The sequence below is a fragment of the Mycolicibacterium parafortuitum genome (assembly GCF_010725485.1).
Classification (GTDB): Bacteria; Actinomycetota; Actinomycetes; order Mycobacteriales; family Mycobacteriaceae; genus Mycobacterium.
This window is the reverse complement of the sequence record NZ_AP022598.1, coordinates 770,501-786,003: the sequence shown is the minus strand read 5'-3', so window position 1 is coordinate 786,003 and position 15,503 is coordinate 770,501. Positions and strand designations below refer to the sequence as shown.

The 15,503-nt window shown below is 68.9% G+C and carries 17 protein-coding genes; 11 read left to right on the top strand and 6 right to left on the bottom strand.

Annotation, left to right across the window (positions count from 1 at the left end; genetic code table 11):
- The first annotated feature begins 92 nt into the window (after positions 1-92).
- Both groL and NTM_RS03640 read left to right on the top strand, forming a co-directional pair.
- Positions 93-1,718, top strand: a complete 1,626-nt coding sequence (gene groL, locus NTM_RS03645) for a chaperonin GroEL (protein ID WP_104861799.1) — start codon at positions 93-95, stop codon at positions 1,716-1,718.
- A gap of 142 nt (positions 1,719-1,860) precedes the next feature.
- On the top strand, positions 1,861-2,694 hold the full coding sequence (locus NTM_RS03640) for an endonuclease domain-containing protein (protein WP_163765487.1): 834 nt from the start codon (positions 1,861-1,863) through the stop codon (positions 2,692-2,694).
- Positions 2,695-2,760: 66 nt separating this feature from the next.
- On the opposite strand, the gene NTM_RS03635 is transcribed toward NTM_RS03640, so the two are convergent.
- A complete protein-coding gene (locus NTM_RS03635) occupies positions 2,761-4,080 on the bottom strand; it encodes an MFS transporter (RefSeq protein WP_163765486.1) in 1,320 nt (439 codons plus the stop codon).
- A gap of 101 nt (positions 4,081-4,181) precedes the next feature.
- Here NTM_RS03635 and NTM_RS03630 point away from each other — a divergent pair, with 101 nt between their 5' ends.
- Entirely contained in the window at positions 4,182-5,183 is a 1,002-nt protein-coding gene (locus tag NTM_RS03630; protein ID WP_163765485.1) for a zinc-binding alcohol dehydrogenase family protein, read from the top strand.
- Here the strand turns inward: NTM_RS03630 and NTM_RS03625 are convergent.
- Positions 5,173-5,544, bottom strand: a complete 372-nt coding sequence (locus NTM_RS03625; protein ID WP_104861802.1) for a hypothetical protein — start codon at positions 5,542-5,544, stop codon at positions 5,173-5,175. The two genes, NTM_RS03630 and NTM_RS03625, sit on opposite strands and share 11 nt — an antisense overlap.
- Before the next feature lie 41 nt (positions 5,545-5,585).
- Here NTM_RS03625 and NTM_RS03620 point away from each other — a divergent pair, with 41 nt between their 5' ends.
- Positions 5,586-6,392, top strand: a complete 807-nt coding sequence (locus NTM_RS03620) for an SDR family NAD(P)-dependent oxidoreductase (RefSeq protein WP_104861803.1) — start codon at positions 5,586-5,588, stop codon at positions 6,390-6,392.
- A 15-nt stretch (positions 6,393-6,407) separates the two neighbouring features.
- On the opposite strand, the gene NTM_RS03615 is transcribed toward NTM_RS03620, so the two are convergent.
- Together NTM_RS03615 and NTM_RS03610 are read right to left on the bottom strand one after the other, a co-directional pair.
- Positions 6,408-6,956: a carboxymuconolactone decarboxylase family protein gene (locus NTM_RS03615; RefSeq protein WP_163765484.1), complete on the bottom strand. Its 549-nt coding sequence runs from the start codon at positions 6,954-6,956 to the stop codon at positions 6,408-6,410.
- Entirely contained in the window at positions 6,953-8,689 is a 1,737-nt protein-coding gene (locus NTM_RS03610) for an N-acyl-D-amino-acid deacylase family protein (protein ID WP_163765483.1), read from the bottom strand. The genes NTM_RS03615 and NTM_RS03610 overlap by 4 nt, the downstream gene beginning before the upstream one ends.
- A 22-nt stretch (positions 8,690-8,711) precedes the next feature.
- On the opposite strand from NTM_RS03610, the gene NTM_RS03605 reads away from it, so the two are divergent.
- The 7 genes from NTM_RS03605 (at position 8,712) to NTM_RS03575 (ending at position 14,527) form a co-directional block, all read left to right on the top strand.
- Positions 8,712-9,101: a VOC family protein gene (locus NTM_RS03605; protein WP_163765482.1), complete on the top strand. Its 390-nt coding sequence runs from the start codon at positions 8,712-8,714 to the stop codon at positions 9,099-9,101.
- Between the two features lie 21 nt (positions 9,102-9,122).
- Positions 9,123-10,070, top strand: coding sequence for a hypothetical protein (locus tag NTM_RS03600; protein WP_142407133.1), 948 nt, complete (start codon positions 9,123-9,125; stop codon positions 10,068-10,070).
- 9 nt (positions 10,071-10,079) lie between these two features.
- On the top strand, positions 10,080-10,592 hold the full coding sequence (locus tag NTM_RS03595) for a mycothiol transferase (protein ID WP_104861807.1): 513 nt from the start codon (positions 10,080-10,082) through the stop codon (positions 10,590-10,592).
- A gap of 5 nt (positions 10,593-10,597) precedes the next feature.
- The gene (locus NTM_RS03590) at positions 10,598-11,179 is read left to right on the top strand and encodes a phosphatase PAP2 family protein (protein WP_232079609.1); all 582 of its coding nucleotides are present in this window, start codon (positions 10,598-10,600) and stop codon (positions 11,177-11,179) included.
- On the top strand, positions 11,176-12,702 hold the full coding sequence (locus tag NTM_RS03585; protein WP_163765481.1) for an aldehyde dehydrogenase family protein: 1,527 nt from the start codon (positions 11,176-11,178) through the stop codon (positions 12,700-12,702). Before NTM_RS03590 ends, NTM_RS03585 begins: the two co-directional genes overlap by 4 nt.
- Positions 12,703-12,726: 24 nt before the next feature.
- Positions 12,727-13,611: a hypothetical protein gene (locus NTM_RS03580; protein ID WP_163765480.1), complete on the top strand. Its 885-nt coding sequence runs from the start codon at positions 12,727-12,729 to the stop codon at positions 13,609-13,611.
- 271 nt (positions 13,612-13,882) lie between these two features.
- The gene (locus NTM_RS03575; RefSeq protein ID WP_163765479.1) at positions 13,883-14,527 is read left to right on the top strand and encodes a DedA family protein; all 645 of its coding nucleotides are present in this window, start codon (positions 13,883-13,885) and stop codon (positions 14,525-14,527) included.
- A gap of 13 nt (positions 14,528-14,540) precedes the next feature.
- On the opposite strand, the gene NTM_RS03570 is transcribed toward NTM_RS03575, so the two are convergent.
- Together NTM_RS03570 and NTM_RS03565 are read right to left on the bottom strand one after the other, a co-directional pair.
- Positions 14,541-14,861, bottom strand: coding sequence for a hypothetical protein (locus NTM_RS03570; protein WP_163765478.1), 321 nt, complete (start codon positions 14,859-14,861; stop codon positions 14,541-14,543).
- Positions 14,861-15,502, bottom strand: coding sequence for an LpqN/LpqT family lipoprotein (locus tag NTM_RS03565; RefSeq protein WP_163765477.1), 642 nt, complete (start codon positions 15,500-15,502; stop codon positions 14,861-14,863). Before NTM_RS03565 ends, NTM_RS03570 begins: the two co-directional genes overlap by 1 nt.
- Position 15,503: the final 1 nt, after the last annotated feature.

Here is a 15,503-nt window from a genome sequence, read left to right as displayed (position 1 = left end):
CCGCATCTGCGAGCACAACCCCGGTCGTCCGTCGCGGGCATCGATTCCGACCGACAAGACGTGCATCCCCAATCCGGAGGAAACACTTCGCAATGGCCAAGACAATTGCGTATGACGAAGAGGCCCGCCGGGGCCTCGAGCGGGGCCTCAACGCCCTCGCAGACGCCGTAAAGGTGACGTTGGGCCCGAAGGGTCGCAACGTCGTGCTGGAGAAGAAGTGGGGCGCCCCCACGATCACCAACGATGGCGTGTCCATCGCCAAGGAGATCGAGCTGGAGGACCCGTACGAGAAGATCGGCGCTGAGCTGGTCAAAGAGGTCGCCAAAAAGACCGACGACGTCGCGGGCGACGGCACCACCACCGCCACCGTGCTCGCTCAGGCCCTGGTTCGCGAAGGCCTGCGCAACGTCGCAGCCGGCGCCAACCCGCTCGGCCTCAAGCGTGGCATCGAGAAGGCTGTCGAGGCTGTCACCCAGGGTCTGCTGAAGTCGGCCAAGGAGGTCGAGACCAAGGAGCAGATCGCTGCCACCGCCGCGATCTCCGCCGGCGACACCCAGATCGGCGAGCTCATCGCCGAGGCCATGGACAAGGTCGGCAACGAGGGTGTCATCACCGTCGAGGAGTCGAACACCTTCGGCCTGCAGCTGGAGCTCACCGAAGGCATGCGCTTCGACAAGGGCTACATCTCGGGTTACTTCGTGACCGACGCCGAGCGTCAGGAAGCCGTCCTGGAGGATCCCTACATCCTGCTGGTCAGCTCCAAGATCTCGACGGTCAAGGATCTGCTGCCGCTGCTGGAGAAGGTCATCCAGTCCGGCAAGCCGCTGCTGATCATCGCCGAGGACGTCGAGGGCGAAGCCCTGTCGACCCTGGTGGTCAACAAGATCCGTGGCACCTTCAAGTCCGTCGCCGTGAAGGCCCCGGGCTTCGGTGACCGCCGCAAGGCGATGCTGCAGGACATGGCGATCCTCACCGGTGGCCAGGTCATCAGCGAAGAGGTCGGCCTGTCCCTGGACACCGCTGACATCAGCCTGCTGGGCACCGCCCGCAAGGTCGTCATCACCAAGGACGAGACCACCATCGTCGAGGGTGCGGGCGATGCCGACGCGATCCAGGGCCGTGTCGCCCAGATCCGCGCCGAGATCGAGAACAGCGACTCCGACTACGACCGCGAGAAGCTGCAGGAGCGCCTGGCCAAGCTGGCCGGCGGCGTTGCAGTCATCAAGGCCGGAGCTGCCACCGAGGTGGAGCTCAAGGAGCGCAAGCACCGCATCGAGGACGCCGTCCGCAACGCGAAGGCTGCCGTCGAAGAGGGCATCGTCGCCGGTGGCGGCGTGGCTCTGCTGCAGTCGGCCCCGACGCTGGACGACCTCGGCCTGTCCGGTGACGAGGCGACCGGTGCCAACATCGTGCGTGTCGCGCTGTCGGCTCCGCTCAAGCAGATCGCCTTCAACGGTGGTCTGGAGCCCGGTGTCGTCGCCGAGAAGGTGTCCAACCTGCCCGCGGGTCACGGCCTCAACGCCGCGACCGGCGAGTACGAGGACCTGCTCAAGGCCGGCGTCGCCGACCCGGTGAAGGTGACCCGCTCGGCGCTGCAGAACGCAGCCTCGATCGCGGCGCTGTTCCTCACCACCGAGGCCGTCGTCGCCGACAAGCCGGAGAAGGCCGCCGCACCTGCGGGCGACCCGACCGGTGGCATGGGCGGTATGGACTTCTAAGTCCCCTTACGAAGAAGCCCCGGCGTTGCGTCAGCAGCGCCGGGGCTTTTCGTTGTCCCCAATGTGGGCTTTATGCACAGGATCGGGCCGAACAGCGTGCGGGAGGCCCACATTCGTCGGTGCGCGCGGCGACCGTCGCCGCATGGAACCCTTTGTCGGCAGTGCCGCGGTGCGCACCGGACGCCTCACCCGGCGAGCGCTCGCCCGCGATCACGTCGCCGTCTACCGCGGTATTTATCTCCCGCGGGACGTCGAACTCACCGCCCGGCTCCGCGCGGAGGCGGCCTGGCTGGCCACCGGAGCGACGCTGTGCGGTCTGTCGGCAGCCGCGGTCGTCGGCACGAAGTGGCTCGACGCGTCCCGGCCGGCCGACATCCTGCGCGCCGACCGGCATGCACCGCCGGGGATCGCGGTGCACGCGTGGGACGTCTCGCCTGACGAGGTGTTCCTGTACGGCGGCGTGGACGCGACGATTCCTGCCCGCACGGCGTTCGATCTGGGCCGGACACTGCCGGGCAACGACGCGATTCCGGTGCTCGATGCGCTGATGAACGCCACTCGCGTATCCGTCGCGGACGTTCAGGCAATCGCCGCCGCGCATCCCGACGCGCGTGGGACGGCAAGACTACGAGGTGTCCTCGACCTGGTCGACGGTGGTGCCGAGTCACCGCAGGAGAGCCGGGCCCGGCTGATCCTGGTGCGTGCCGGGCTGCCTCGGCCCGAGACACAGATCTCGTTCCGGGACCTTCGGATCCGCGTCGACATGGGTTGGCGTGCCTGGAAAGTCGCCGTGGAGTACGACGGCGCCCACCATTGGATGGACCGGCGGCAGCGGGCGTGGGACATCGACCGTATTGCGCTGCTCGAAGCGGCCGACTGGTCGGTCGTCAGGGTCAGCAGTGACATGCTCAACCGGCCGGACGTCATCATCGAACGTGTGTGCACGAAGCTGCGCGTCGCCGGCTGCCCGGTCTGACGCGACTGTGGGGGTTATGCACGCATCGGACCGAGTCTGCGTGCACAACCCCCACAGTCGCGGCGGCTACAGCGTGTGCAGCGGCGCGGGTTTGAGGGCCAGCGTGGCGACGACGCTGATCACCGCCGTGACGAGCAGATACGCGCATGCCCACCACGGCGATCCGCCACCCGCGGCGATCAGCGCGGTCAGGATCATCGGGGTCACCCCGGAGGCGAAGACGCCCGAGAGCTGATAGACCGTCGACAGCCCGGTGTAGCGGATCCGCGCCGGGAACAGCGACGCATACAGCGTGCCCTGCGCGCCGTAGAACAGCGCGTGGATCACGCCGAACACCACGACCATGCCGACCGCGTACAGCCCGAGATCCTGGGTGCCGAACAACGCGAACACCGGGAACACCGCGACGGCGTAGGCCGCGATACCGACGGTGTAGATGCGCTTCGGGGTGTACCGGTCGGCCAGCAGACCCGAGACCGGCAGCAGCGCGGCCATCAACAGTGCGGCGACGGTGACGATGAGCAGCACGGGCACTTTCGCCAGTCCCAGCGTGCCGGTCGCGTACGCGATCGCGAACACGCCCCAGGTGTTGAACGCCGCACCCTCACCCCATCGCGACAGCATGCCCAGCACGGTGGACTTGAGCACCGGCGGCCGGAACACCTCACGCACCGGCACCGCCGCCCGCTCACCGCTGTCGCGAACCTTCTCGAAAGACGGTGTCTCACTGGCCTTCAGGCGCACGATCACCCCGAAGACGACCAGCACGATGCTGAGCAGGAACGCGATGCGCCAGCCGTAGGTCAGGAACGCGTCGTCGGGCAATGCGATCTGCAGGAGCGCGAAAACCCCTGTGCCGAGCGCCAACCCGAGTGCGAGACCTACCTGGGGGATGCTGCCGAACAGGCCACGGCGGCGGGCGGGACCGTGTTCGACCGCGAGCAGCACCGCGCCGGCCCACTCCCCGCCGAGCGCGAAACCCTGCACGATCCGCAGCAGCAGCAACAGGATCGGGGCCAGCACACCGATCTGCGCGGCGGTCGGCAGCACACCCATCAGGGCCGTCGCCCCGCCCATCAGCAGCATCGTCAGCGCCAGCGTCTTCTTGCGGCCGATCCGGTCACCGATGTGACCGAACACGAAACCGCCGATCGGGCGCACCACGAAGCCGACCGCGAACGTCGCGAACGACAGCATGGTCCCGACGAACGTCGACTGGTCCGGGAAGAACGCCTGATTGAACACCAGGCTCGCGGCGGTTGCGTAGAGGAAGAAGTCGTACCACTCGATGGTGGTGCCGACCAGGCTGGCCCACAGCGCCGTACGGGCCTGCGGCGTCACGGTCTGCCGGGCGCTCGCCTCGTCGGGCGGGTTGGTCACGGTCACGGGAATCCATCAGTCCAAGACCGGCGCGAGTTTGCCATACTTTCACGCGCAGTGATCGCAACCCGGGAAGAAACCCGGTGGTGGGGTAGTTCAGTGTGTTCATGACCACTCCCCAGATGACGGCAATCGGCGCGTTCGCCGCCGACTCGCTCGACGACAGCCTGCGCGACGTGACGGTCCCCGTCCCCGAACTCCGGCCGCACGATCTGTTGGTCCGGGTGGCCGCGGTGTCGGTGAATCCGGCCGACTGGAAGGTGCGGAAGAGTCTGGCACCGTCGCCGGAGCCCGCGATCCTGGGTTACGACGCCGCCGGCGTCGTCGAGGCCGTCGGATCCGCGGTGACGACGCACCGCGTCGGGGACGAGGTCTGGTACGCCGGGGACATGACCCGGCCGGGCACCAACGCCGAACTGCAGGCCGTCGACGAGCGCATCGTGTCCCGCAAGCCGTCCTCGCTGTCGTTCGCCGACGCCGCGGCGCTGCCGTTGACGACGATCACCGCGTGGGAGACGCTGTTCGACCGGTTCGGCCTGACCGAGGACTCGACCGGTGACCTGCTGGTGCTCGGCGCCGCGGGTGGGGTGGGTTCGATCATGATCCAGCTCGCGAAGGCGCTGACCGGGGTGCGGGTGATCGCGACCGCCAGCCGTGACGAATCCCGGGATTGGGCGCTGTCGATGGGCGCCGACATCGTGGTGAATCACCACCATCTGCGCGACGAGACGCTGGCCGCGGTCCCCGGCGGGGTTGACTACCTCTTCTCGCCGCATTCGAAGGACAACATCGACGACTACGCAGCGATCGTGAAACCGTTCGGCCACATCACCGCGATCGACGAACCGCCCGGTCTGGATCTGCTTGCGCTGAAAGACAAGAGCATCGCCTGGCACTGGGAGCTGATGTTCACCCGCGCGAAGTATCAGACCTCCGACATGATCGAGCAGCAGCGGCTGCTGGCCGCCACCGCCGATCTGGTCGATCAGGGCGTGCTGCGCACCACGGTCACCAAGACCATCACCGACTTCTCCGCCGCCGGTCTGCGCGAAGCGCACCACGACGTGGAGTCGGGCCGAACGATCGGCAAGATCGTCATCACCCGGTGATCGGCACGCAGTCGTCGCCGCACCCGGACGCGGTCGGAGTGCCCGCGACGGCGGGGCGGTGCAGCACCGCGCCCGTCGGCCGGACCGACACTCCGTCGCCGGTCACATCGGCGCTGCCGTCGACGATCAGCGTGTAGCCGCCCGGTTCTCGCGGCGGCCAGACCAGGGTGACGGCCGGGTGCGCCGCCGCGTTGCGCCGGGTGCTGTTGCCGACGGAGCCGATACCGAACGCGCCCGAGGCCAGCACCGGGTCGACGGCGACGGTGTGCGCGCGGTAGTCGTCACCGACGGTGATCAGGTACGCGAACGAGAAATCGCCGAGTGCTTCGGCCAGCGTGTCCAGGTCGACCTTGACGCTCATGTCCTCATCCTGCCCGCTGCCGGCGCGTAGGTTGGCACAACATGGCCTTACCGACACCGTCTGCGACCTCCACCGCCGTCGTCACCGGGGCTTCCTCGGGCATCGGCGCCGACCTGGCCCGCGAACTCGCCGCGCGCGGGCACGGCGTCACCCTGGTGGCACGCCGGGAGGATCGGTTGCGGTCACTCGCCGACGAGCTGTCCTCGTCGGTGCGGGTCGAGGTCATCGCGTGCGATGTCGGTGACGCCGATGCGCGGGCCGGGCTGTTCCCGGAGGTCGAACGGCGCGGACTGACGGTCGACATCCTGGTCAACAACGCCGGCATCGGCACCATCGGCTTCGTCGCGGAGTCCACACCGGAGGCCGAGATCGCCCAGGTGCGGGTCAACGTCGAGGCGGTGATCGACCTGACCACCCGGGCGGTGATCCAGATGGTGCCGCGCGGCAGCGGGGCGATCCTCAACGTCGGCTCGACGGCCGGGTTCCAGCCGTTCCCCGGTCAGTCCGGGTACGCGGGCACCAAGGCGTTCGTGCGCACCTACACCGACGGGCTGCGCGGTGAACTGGCCGGCACCGGCGTGACGGTGACCGCGCTGCACCCCGGGCCGGTGCGTACCGAGTTCTTGGAGACGGCCGGTATGGACGAGCGCACATTCGCCGCGGCGTTCCCGAAATTCATGTGGGTGGAGTCCCGCGACGTCGCGAAGAAGGCGGTCGACGGCCTGGCCGCCGGCCGCGGCAGCGTGATCCCCGGTGTGCAGAACGAGATCCCGGCACGGATCTTCGAATTCCTGCCTCGCCGTATTCTGTTGCCGCTGTTGAAGAGCCGGCATCCGGCGCTGCGCTGACAGAGACCACTGTGCTCAGGCGGGCCACGGGCGCATCCAGCCCTCGACCGGTAGATCGAGCCCGTTGCACAGCGTGCAGATCGTGCGATACCAGCCGACGGCGATCAGCAATTCCATCCGCTGCTCGTCGGAAAGAGTGCGTCCCAGCGCGTTCCAGGTGTGGTCCGCCCAGGAGCCGGTCCGCTCGAGTTCGTCGACGGCGCCGATCAGGATTCGTTCGTCGGCCGACCAATCGCAGTCCGCGCCGGTGGCCAATGCGTCGCACTCGTCGCCGGATACCCCCGCGATCGGACCCCAGAACGCCGCCTGGCCGCCCCACTCGTATGCGCACCCGAGAAGTGCGCATGTGCGCAGGATCGCGATCGTGCGGATCCGCGGCGGCAGCTGCGTGTCGATGTAGAGGGCCTCGCCCAGCTTGCGAAGCTTGGTGGCCAGCGCCGGAAGTCGCTGCAGGCAGCGCACCAGCAGTAGCGGCTCGTAGGTGCGGTCGGGGTGGCCCCAACCGCTGATCCCGGCCGCATCCGCCTCGCTCCACGGGGGAGCAAGGGGGGCAACGCGACTCATGCCGTCGGCGCCGGTTGCCTGCCGCGGACGAGCTTTCCGGGACGTGCGTCGGTCGGTGTCCCGTTCTCGGAGATCACCTCACCGGACACGATCGTCGCGACGTAGCCGTCGGCGGTCTGGTCGAGGCGGCGCCCACCCGCGGGCAGGTCGTTGACCACGACGGGCCGGTGTAGTCGCAGCGCCTCGGCGTCGATGATGTTGAGGTCCGCCTTGTATCCGACGGCGATGCGGCCGCGGTCGGCAAGCCCGGCGACGCGCGCCGGTACCGACGTCAGTTCGCGCACCGCTTCCGGTACCGTCAGCCGCCCCGCCGCGCGGTCGCGCACCCAGTGCGTCAGCATGTACGTCGGAAAGCTTGCGTCACAGATCATTCCGTAATGCGCGCCGCCGTCGCCGAGCCCGAGCACGACGTCCTCGCGACGAATCAGCTCGGCGACGGTGTCGAGCGAGTTGTCCCGGAAGTTGGCCAGCGTCACGAGCAGCATCGCGTGCCCGTCGTCGTCGAGCAGGCGGTCGTAGGCCTCCTCCAGCGGGCTGACCCCACGGGCCTGGGCGCGGGCGCCGATCGAATGCGACGGCGACGGTTCGTAGTCCGGCGGGTCTCCGAGCGGGAACATGTAGTTCCACGCCTGCGCGGCGAACATCAGCGGGTGGCCGTCGGAGGCGGGGCTGTCATTCAGGATCCGTTCGCGCACTTCGGGTTTACGCATCTCGGCGACCTTCTCGGCCAGCGGAAGACCGGCGATCTCCCGGTAGGACGGGTACATCACGAACGGATTGCCGGACAGCTCCAGCCCGAGCACCAGCCCGATCGGCCGCGGGAAGATCTGCGCGGTGATGGCCGGGCCGTCGGGGCCGGCATTCTGGTTGGCCTTCTCCACCATTCGCAGCGCGTCGAGGAAGAACGGATCCCCGGCGTTGCCCACCGCCAGAGTGAAGGTCACCGGCAGGCCGACGTCGGCGGCGGCATCGAACACGGTCTGCAGCACCGGTTCGTAGTCCCCGGCGACCAGGTCCGGCACGAACTGGATCAGGCCCCCGCCGCCGTCGCGGACGCCGCGGGCGATCGCCTCGATCTCGGCGTAGTCGGCGTTGAAGCTCGGGATCGGTTGTCCGCTCTCGGTTTTGTGCAACGTGAAGCGCGACGACGCGAACCCGAGCGCGCCGGCGTGCACGGCTTCGGTGGCCAGCTTGCGCATCATCGCCAGATCCTCGGCGGTCGCGGGTTCGCGGTCGACGCCGCGCCGGCCCATCACGTACACCCGCAGCGGGGAGTGCGGCAGGAACGCCGCCACGTCGATATCCCGACGCCCGGCGTCCAGGGCGTCGAGGAACTCCGGGAACGTCTCCCAGTGCCACGGCAGCCCGTCGACCATCACCACGCCGGGAATGTCCTCGACGCCGGCCATCACGTCGACGAGCACATCGTGGTCGGCAGGGCGGCACGGTGCGAACCCGACGCCGCAGTTGCCCATCACCGCGGTGGTGACGCCGTGCGCCGAGGACGGGGTGAGCCGGTCCGACCAGATGGCCTGCCCGTCGTAATGGGTGTGCAGATCGACGAATCCCGGTGTGACGAGCAGTCCGGCGGCGTCGATCTCGCGGCTGCCGGCGGCGTCGACCGTGCCCACCGCGCAGATCACGCCGTCGCGCACCGCCACGTCAGCGGTGAACGGTTGCCCGCCGAGTCCGTCGACGACAGTTCCTCCGCGAATGACGAGGTCGTATGTCATACCCCGAATGTACGGTGAGATCGTGATCGACCACTTCGGAATCAACTGTGCGGACATCGAGGCGTCGAAGACCTTCTACGACAAGGTCCTCGGCGTGCTCGGCTACACCCGGATGATGGACTTCGGACCCGCCGTCGGCTACGGCGTCGACGGTCATCCGGAATTCTGGATCGCGGACATGTCGGCCGGGGAGGCCGCCGGTCCCAACCGCGAGGTCCACATCGCGTTCAAGGCCAAGGACCCCGAGTCGGTGCAGGCGTTCTTCCGCACCGCGGTGAGTCTCGGTGTCGAGCCGCTGCACGAGCCCCGGCTATGGCCCGAGTACCACGAGAACTACTACGGCGCGTTCGTGCGCGACCCCGACGGGAACAACGTCGAAGCGGTGTTCCACGGCGGCGGGCCGAAGGCGTAGCGGGCAGTGCGTGGTGCGGCGGTGCTGGCTGCCGTAGCGGTGCTCGCCGGCTGCGCGACATCCGGCGAACCGGCACCGAACGTGCTGGAGCCGGTGCTCGACCTCGACGGCACCTACATCGTCGAGTACGACGGCACCGGGGTGGCCAACGGTGCGCCATCGCAGAGTCTGGTCGACGGAAAGTCCGGCTGGGTGTTCCGGTCCTCCTGCGACGAGCACACGTGTGTGGCGGCAGGCGGGGAGATCACCGATCCGAACGATCCCGCCGCGCCCCTGCGTAATCCCCGGGCGGCCGACTACGCCGGCGACCGGTGGACCATGGTGAACTTCACCGAGGGGAGCGCCGCCTGCACCGGGCCCCGCGGCGAACGGTTCACCGGGGACGTGTGGGCGGCCTGGGAGATCGCGATCGCACCGGATATGACGCCCGCCCCGACCGTCACGACGATCGGCACCGGCGACTGCCCGTCGGTCAGCGTGGTCACCCCGACCATGACGCGCGCCGGCGACGCGCTGCCCGAATTCCCCGCGCCCGATCCGGCCGCGCAACCGCCCCGCGCCGACACTGCGGCGGCGGCGTTCCGCGGCGGCTACACCGTGACGAGGACCCGGCGCGACCCAGCCGGCGAGCCGCAGGTCACCGAACGCGATGTCGCGACGTACTGCCTGCGCACCGGGGACCGGTGCGTGACCACGGCCGCCATCCCGGGGGCGCCGGGCGCCACCAACGCGTATCTGGCCGTCTACGAGGTCACCGACGGCACCTTCACCCGCCGCTCGGTCCCGCTGCCCGCGGTCTGCGACGACGGGTCGATCGGGGTCGCGACCGAAGTCGAGACGCTGACGCTGCCCGCGGACGTCGCGGCCGGCGCGCTGCCGGAGCTGCGCGGGGAGGTGGTCACGACGTTCACCGCGGGCTGCCCCGGCACCACGACGGACGACATCGCCTATCGCCCGCGCCCGGCGTAGCTTGGCGGCATGGCCGATATCGAAGCTGCCCGGGAACTGCTGCGCGATTCGTTCACCCGCCTGGCCGAGCACGTCGACGACCTGACCGAGAACCTGACCGACGAGGTCGCGTACTACCGGCCGGGCCCCGAGGCCAACACCGTCACGTGGCTGATCTGGCACACCGCGCGCATGCAGGACGCCCAGATCGCCGACATCGCCGGTGTCGAGCAGGTGTGGTTCCGCGACGGTTGGGTGGACCGGTTCGGGCTGGACCTGCCGCGCGAGGCGCACGGCTACGGTCAGACTCCCGAGGAGGTCGCCAAGGTGCGCGCCTCGGCGGACCTGCTCGCCGGGTACTACCGCGCCGTCCACAAGCTGTCGCTGGAGTACATCGCATCGGTCGATGCCGACGAGCTGGCCCGGATCGTCGACGAACGATGGACGCCACCGGTGACCGCCAGCGTGCGGCTGGTCAGTGTCATCGACGACGCCGCGCAGCACCTCGGCCAGGCGGCCTATATCCGGGGACTCGTGCGCTGAACGCGGTGATCCGGTGGTGGCCGCCGGTCGGCCTGGCCGGTCTCGTGCTGCTCGGGCTGCTGGTCGGCAAGGGCTCCACCCCGGTTGACGACTGGTTCCAGACCCTCGGCGCCACCCATCCAAACCTGGGGCTGCTGCTGTTCTTCACCGACGGCCGGGTGACGTTGACGCTGTGCGGGATCGTCGCCGCGGTCGCGGCACACCAACGGAGGTGGCGGCTGGCCGCCGCGACCGTGATCACCCCGTTTCTGGCGGTGATGGCGGCCCGCCTCGCCAAGCACAGCTTCGGCCGCCTCAAAGAAGGTGCGGTGTGCTACCCGAGCGGGCACACCACGCTCGCGCTGGTCGTGATAGCGATGGCCGTGCTGCTCGTCGGTGCGGCGGCGTGGTCGGTCGCCGCGGCGTCCGTGGTGCTGGTGCTTGCCGCGGTCGGGCAGGCGGTGTCCTACCACTACTTCACCGATGTGATCGGTGCATGGTTCCTCGGCAGCGCCATGGTTTGCCTGGCCATCTGGGTCGCCCGACTTGACAGGCGTCAACCTCGGCGGCGATCCGCGTCACATTCGTCGCTAGCATGGAATTCATGACAACGACGTCCGATGTGCAGCCGAACGCGTTCACCGGTACCGGAACCATCACCAACCCCGCCACCGGCGCCGTCGCCGGGACCGTGCACTGGACCGATCCGGCCGACGTGGCCCAGCTGGCCGCCGGCCTGCGCACCGCCCAGCGGGAGTGGGAGGCCCGCGGACCCCGAGGCCGCGCCAAGGTGCTGTCGCGTTTCGCGCTCTGGATGGACGGGCACCGCGGCGAGATCGAGGATCTCCTGATCGCCGAGACCGGCAAATCCGCGGTGGACGCCGCGCAGGAGGTGCCGCTGATCCTGATGATCACGTCGTACTACGTGCGCACGATGGAGAAGGCGCTGGCGCCGGAGCCGCGGCCCGCGGCGCTGCCGTTCCTGTCGATCAAGAAGATCACCGTGCACTACCGGCCCCGCGCGGTCGTCGGGATCATCGCGCCGTGGAACTATCCGGTGGCCAATGCGCTGATGGACGCCATCGGGGCGCTGGCGGCCGGCTGCGCGGTGCTACTCAAACCGTCCGAGCGCACCCCGCTGACCGCTGAACTGCTGCTGCGCGGCTGGCTTGAGTCCGGCGGGCCGGACGTGCTGGCGCTGGCCCAGGGGGCGCGCGCGGTGTCCGAGGCCGTCATCGACAACTCCGACTACATCCAGTTCACCGGGTCGAGCGCGACCGGCGCGAAGGTGGCCGAACGGGCCGCGCGCAGGCTCATCCCGGTGAGCCTGGAACTCGGCGGCAAGGATCCGATGATCGTGCTCGAAGACGCCGACGTCGAACTCGCCGCGCACGCCGCGGTGTGGGGCGCGATGTTCAACGCCGGTCAGACCTGTGTGTCGGTGGAACGCGTCTACGTCCTGGAGCAGGTGTACGACCAGTTCGTCGAGGCCGTCGTCCGCGACGTGCGCAAGCTGGCGGTCGGCGCCGGGGAGGGCACCGCGTTCGGGGCGCTGATCGACGACGGCCAGGTCGCCGTCACCGAACGCCACGTCGCCGACGCGCTGGCCAAGGGTGCACGCGCGCTCACCGGCGGCAAGCGCGGAACCGGGTCCGGCAGCTTCTACGAACCGACCGTGCTGGTCGACGTCGACCATTCCATGCTGTGCATGACCGAGGAGACGTTCGGCCCGACCCTGCCGATCATGAAGGTCCGCTCGGTCGAGGAAGCGGTGCGACTGGCCAACGACAGCCCGTACGGGCTGTCGGCCGCCGTGTTCTCCAAAGACATCGAGCGCGCGCAAGCCGTTGCGCTGCAACTGGATTGCGGCGGGGTGAACATCAACGACGTGATCTCGAACCTGATGTGCACCACCGCGCCGATGGGTGGGTGGAAAACCTCGGGCATCGGTGCCCGCTTCGGCGGCCCCGAAGGACTGCGCAAGTACTGTCGGATCGAGACCGTGGTCGCCCCGCGCACCAACGTCGGCGCGGGAGGCAACTACTACAACAATTCGCCGAGGGCGCTGAAGCGGATGAACACCCTGATGACCAAGCTGGCGCTGATCCGCCCCAAACGCGTCGCCAAGTAGCCGGCCCGACAGGAGGACGCGCCCGTGCGGTTTCTCGCCACGCTGCTGCTGTGGCTGGTCACCACCGTTGCGTTGGCCGCCGCGGTGCCCGCCATGTGGGTTCAGCAGACGGTGATCAGTGAGGACGGCTACGCCTCGCTGGCGGCGTCGGCGGCCACCGACAGCAGGCTCCAGGACGCGATGGCCGGTGAGCTGACCGACCAGGTGATCGCGCTGGGCGCCGACAACGGGTACCAGCTCAACCCGGCGCTGGTCAGCGAGGTCGCGAACTCCTACACCCGCAACTCGGGTTTCCCCGGGCAGTTCGCGCAGGCCAATCGGATCGCCCACCGGTGGATGTTCACCGGCGCCGTGCCGAGCGGAAACTCCACCGACGAGTGGCTGATCGACGTCGCACCGATGCTGTCGGACCCGTCGTTCTCGGCGACGCTGGGCAGCCTGGATCTGCAGGTGCCGCCGACATTGACGGTCCCGATCACCGTCGACACCCCGGAACTGCAGCCGGGCAAGCTGCGCTGGCTGGCCACCTGGGGACCGTGGGTCAGCATCGGAGCCGCGGCGATCACCGCGATCGCCGCGCTGCTGACCCTCGCTGCGGCCCGGTCTCGCGGTAAAGCCCTTACCGCGCTGGGTGTTTCGGCGTTACTGGTGGGTGCGGCCGGCTGGGCCGGCATCGAGATCGCGAACCGTTACGTCGAGATGGGGCTGAACCGCACCGCCGGCACCATCCGGGTGGTGGCCGAGACGATGGTCGCGCACGCCGAGGACAGCCTGCACTGGTGGCTCAACTGCACGCTGATCGCCGGCGTCGCGCTGGTGGTGCTCGGTGTGCTCGGGGCGGTCGTGGGCGGAGTAGCCCGGACGTCTACAGCCGGTACATCTCCCGGGACAGCAGTGCGTTCTCGATGAAGAGGTAGTGGTGCGGGTGGCCGTGCACGTCCCAGTCGGATTTGATGTGTTTGTGACGCGGATGGTGAGTCCTCCAGTGCACCAAGGAAATCAGTTGTGACGGGTGCGACATGATCGCCATGGCAACCCTCCTCTTTACCTGGGTCTCCCCATGATCGTCGTCGGTGGCCCCAGGCCTGGACGCAGTAGTCCGGTACTGCGATCGGCGTGCCAGGGTTGAGATCCGCCCCACCGGGAAACCCTGGTGGGCATCGAGAGGGAAAGGTAGATCTTGTCGCTACAGGACACGGCCGATGTCGACGGGCTCGCCGGCTGGACGGTCGACCTGATGGATCGTCTCGGTGGGCCGGGCGCCGGGCTCGCCATCCTTCTGGAGAACGTGTTCCCGCCGCTGCCCAGCGAGGTGATCCTGCCGATGGCCGGGTTCGCGGCACGGCTCGGAACGCTCTCCGTGGTGGAGGCGGTCTTGTGGACCACGCTCGGGTCGGTGCTCGGCGCGTGGATCATCTATTTTCTCGGCGCGCGGCTGGGCCACGAGCGGATGCGCGCGCTGATGACCAAGGTTCCGCTGATCGACAGCGACGACATGGACCGATCGGCGAGATGGTTCGAGCGCCATGGCACCAAAGGTGTGTTCTTCGGCCGGATGCTGCCGTTCTTCCGCAGCTTCATCTCGGTGCCGGCCGGCACCGAGCGGATGAACTTCTTCGTGTTCACGGTGCTGACCACATTCGGCAGCCTGATATGGAACAGCGTGTTCATCGGCGCCGGATACGCCCTGGGGTCACAGTGGCACCGGGTGGAGCCCTATGCGTCGACGTTCCAGACGGTGGTGATGGTCGCGCTGGGCGGGGCGATCTGCTGGTTCGTGGTCGCACGGGTGCGCAGGAAAGCGCGCCCGGCGCAGAGCGGATGAGGCGGGCGGGGCGTCACGCCGGCGGGGGTGGGTCGGGGCGCCGATGGGGTTCGTAGGCCGAGTAGATGGTGCCGCCGATCTTGATGTGCGGGGTGCGGAAGTACGCCATGCCGGTCATCAGGATCGCCGCCGCGGCGGCGGACGCGACGGCGCTCTGCACGTCGGGCAGCCCTGACAGGAACAGCAGCACCACCCCCGCCGCGGTGCCGGTCCAGTAGATCCGGCGTTTGACCGCGCGTTTGGGAGCCGTCGGGGTGTCGCGCCCCGGCACGGCCGCACCGAGGACCAGGGCGACCACACCCGCACCCAGCAGCACCCAGGACAGCGTCGTCATCAGCCGCCCACCACCATCTGGAAGCCGTCCACGATCTCCAATGAGTCCTCGATGAACTGCGGATTCTCGGCGTCGGTGGTCTGGATCGTCACCGTGGCCAGATAGGTCGCCCCCGCGGTCTCGGCGACGACGGCGTGCATGATGACCGGTCGCTCCGGCGCGGCACCCATCGCGGGCGCCATGTAAAACGTTGTCTCCGAGGGGAGTCCGCAGGTGCTGTTGTTCTCGACCTCCAGGCCGTAGGCGCCGAGCCCGCTCACCAGGTTGTCCCGGTTGGACGCGAACACCTCGTCGGGCGGCTGGCTGCCCCGCATGGATTCGAGGGTGACGACGGCGTTGGTCGAGAAGCCGTCGTTGACCAGGTCGGTGGACACGATGGTGTAGCGGATCACCGGGCTGTCCATCATCCGGTTGCGCTCCCATCCGTCCGGGACGGGAATGCGCAGTACCGGTTCGGTGGCGCTGCGGGTCGGGATGTCGTCCAACGGCGCGTCGACGACGGTGCACTCGTTCTCGTCGACGCCGGTCGCGGACTGCCCGTCGGCGGCGACCGGGCTGCCGGTCACGTCGTGGGCGCACCCGGTCGACAGCAGCGCCACCGAGGCGGCGGCCAGCAGCAGGGATTTCCACCGTGGGTTCATC

What these genes read in the sequence shown, in the direction of transcription:
- groL (WP_104861799.1), top strand. Translation starts at nt 93, where the DNA reads ATGGCCAAGACAATTGCGTATGACGAAGAGGCCCGCCGGGGCCTCGAG.
- NTM_RS03640 (WP_163765487.1), top strand. Translation starts at nt 1,861, where the DNA reads ATGGAACCCTTTGTCGGCAGTGCCGCGGTGCGCACCGGACGCCTCACC.
- NTM_RS03630 (WP_163765485.1), top strand. Translation starts at nt 4,182, where the DNA reads ATGACCACTCCCCAGATGACGGCAATCGGCGCGTTCGCCGCCGACTCG.
- NTM_RS03625 (WP_104861802.1), bottom strand. Translation starts at nt 5,544, where the DNA reads ATGAGCGTCAAGGTCGACCTGGACACGCTGGCCGAAGCACTCGGCGAT.
- NTM_RS03620 (WP_104861803.1), top strand. Translation starts at nt 5,586, where the DNA reads ATGGCCTTACCGACACCGTCTGCGACCTCCACCGCCGTCGTCACCGGG.
- NTM_RS03615 (WP_163765484.1), bottom strand. Translation starts at nt 6,956, where the DNA reads ATGAGTCGCGTTGCCCCCCTTGCTCCCCCGTGGAGCGAGGCGGATGCG.
- NTM_RS03610 (WP_163765483.1), bottom strand. Translation starts at nt 8,689, where the DNA reads ATGACATACGACCTCGTCATTCGCGGAGGAACTGTCGTCGACGGACTC.
- NTM_RS03595 (WP_104861807.1), top strand. Translation starts at nt 10,080, where the DNA reads ATGGCCGATATCGAAGCTGCCCGGGAACTGCTGCGCGATTCGTTCACC.
- NTM_RS03585 (WP_163765481.1), top strand. Translation starts at nt 11,176, where the DNA reads ATGACAACGACGTCCGATGTGCAGCCGAACGCGTTCACCGGTACCGGA.
- NTM_RS03570 (WP_163765478.1), bottom strand. Translation starts at nt 14,861, where the DNA reads ATGACGACGCTGTCCTGGGTGCTGCTGGGTGCGGGTGTGGTCGCCCTG.
- NTM_RS03565 (WP_163765477.1), bottom strand. Translation starts at nt 15,502, where the DNA reads ATGAACCCACGGTGGAAATCCCTGCTGCTGGCCGCCGCCTCGGTGGCG.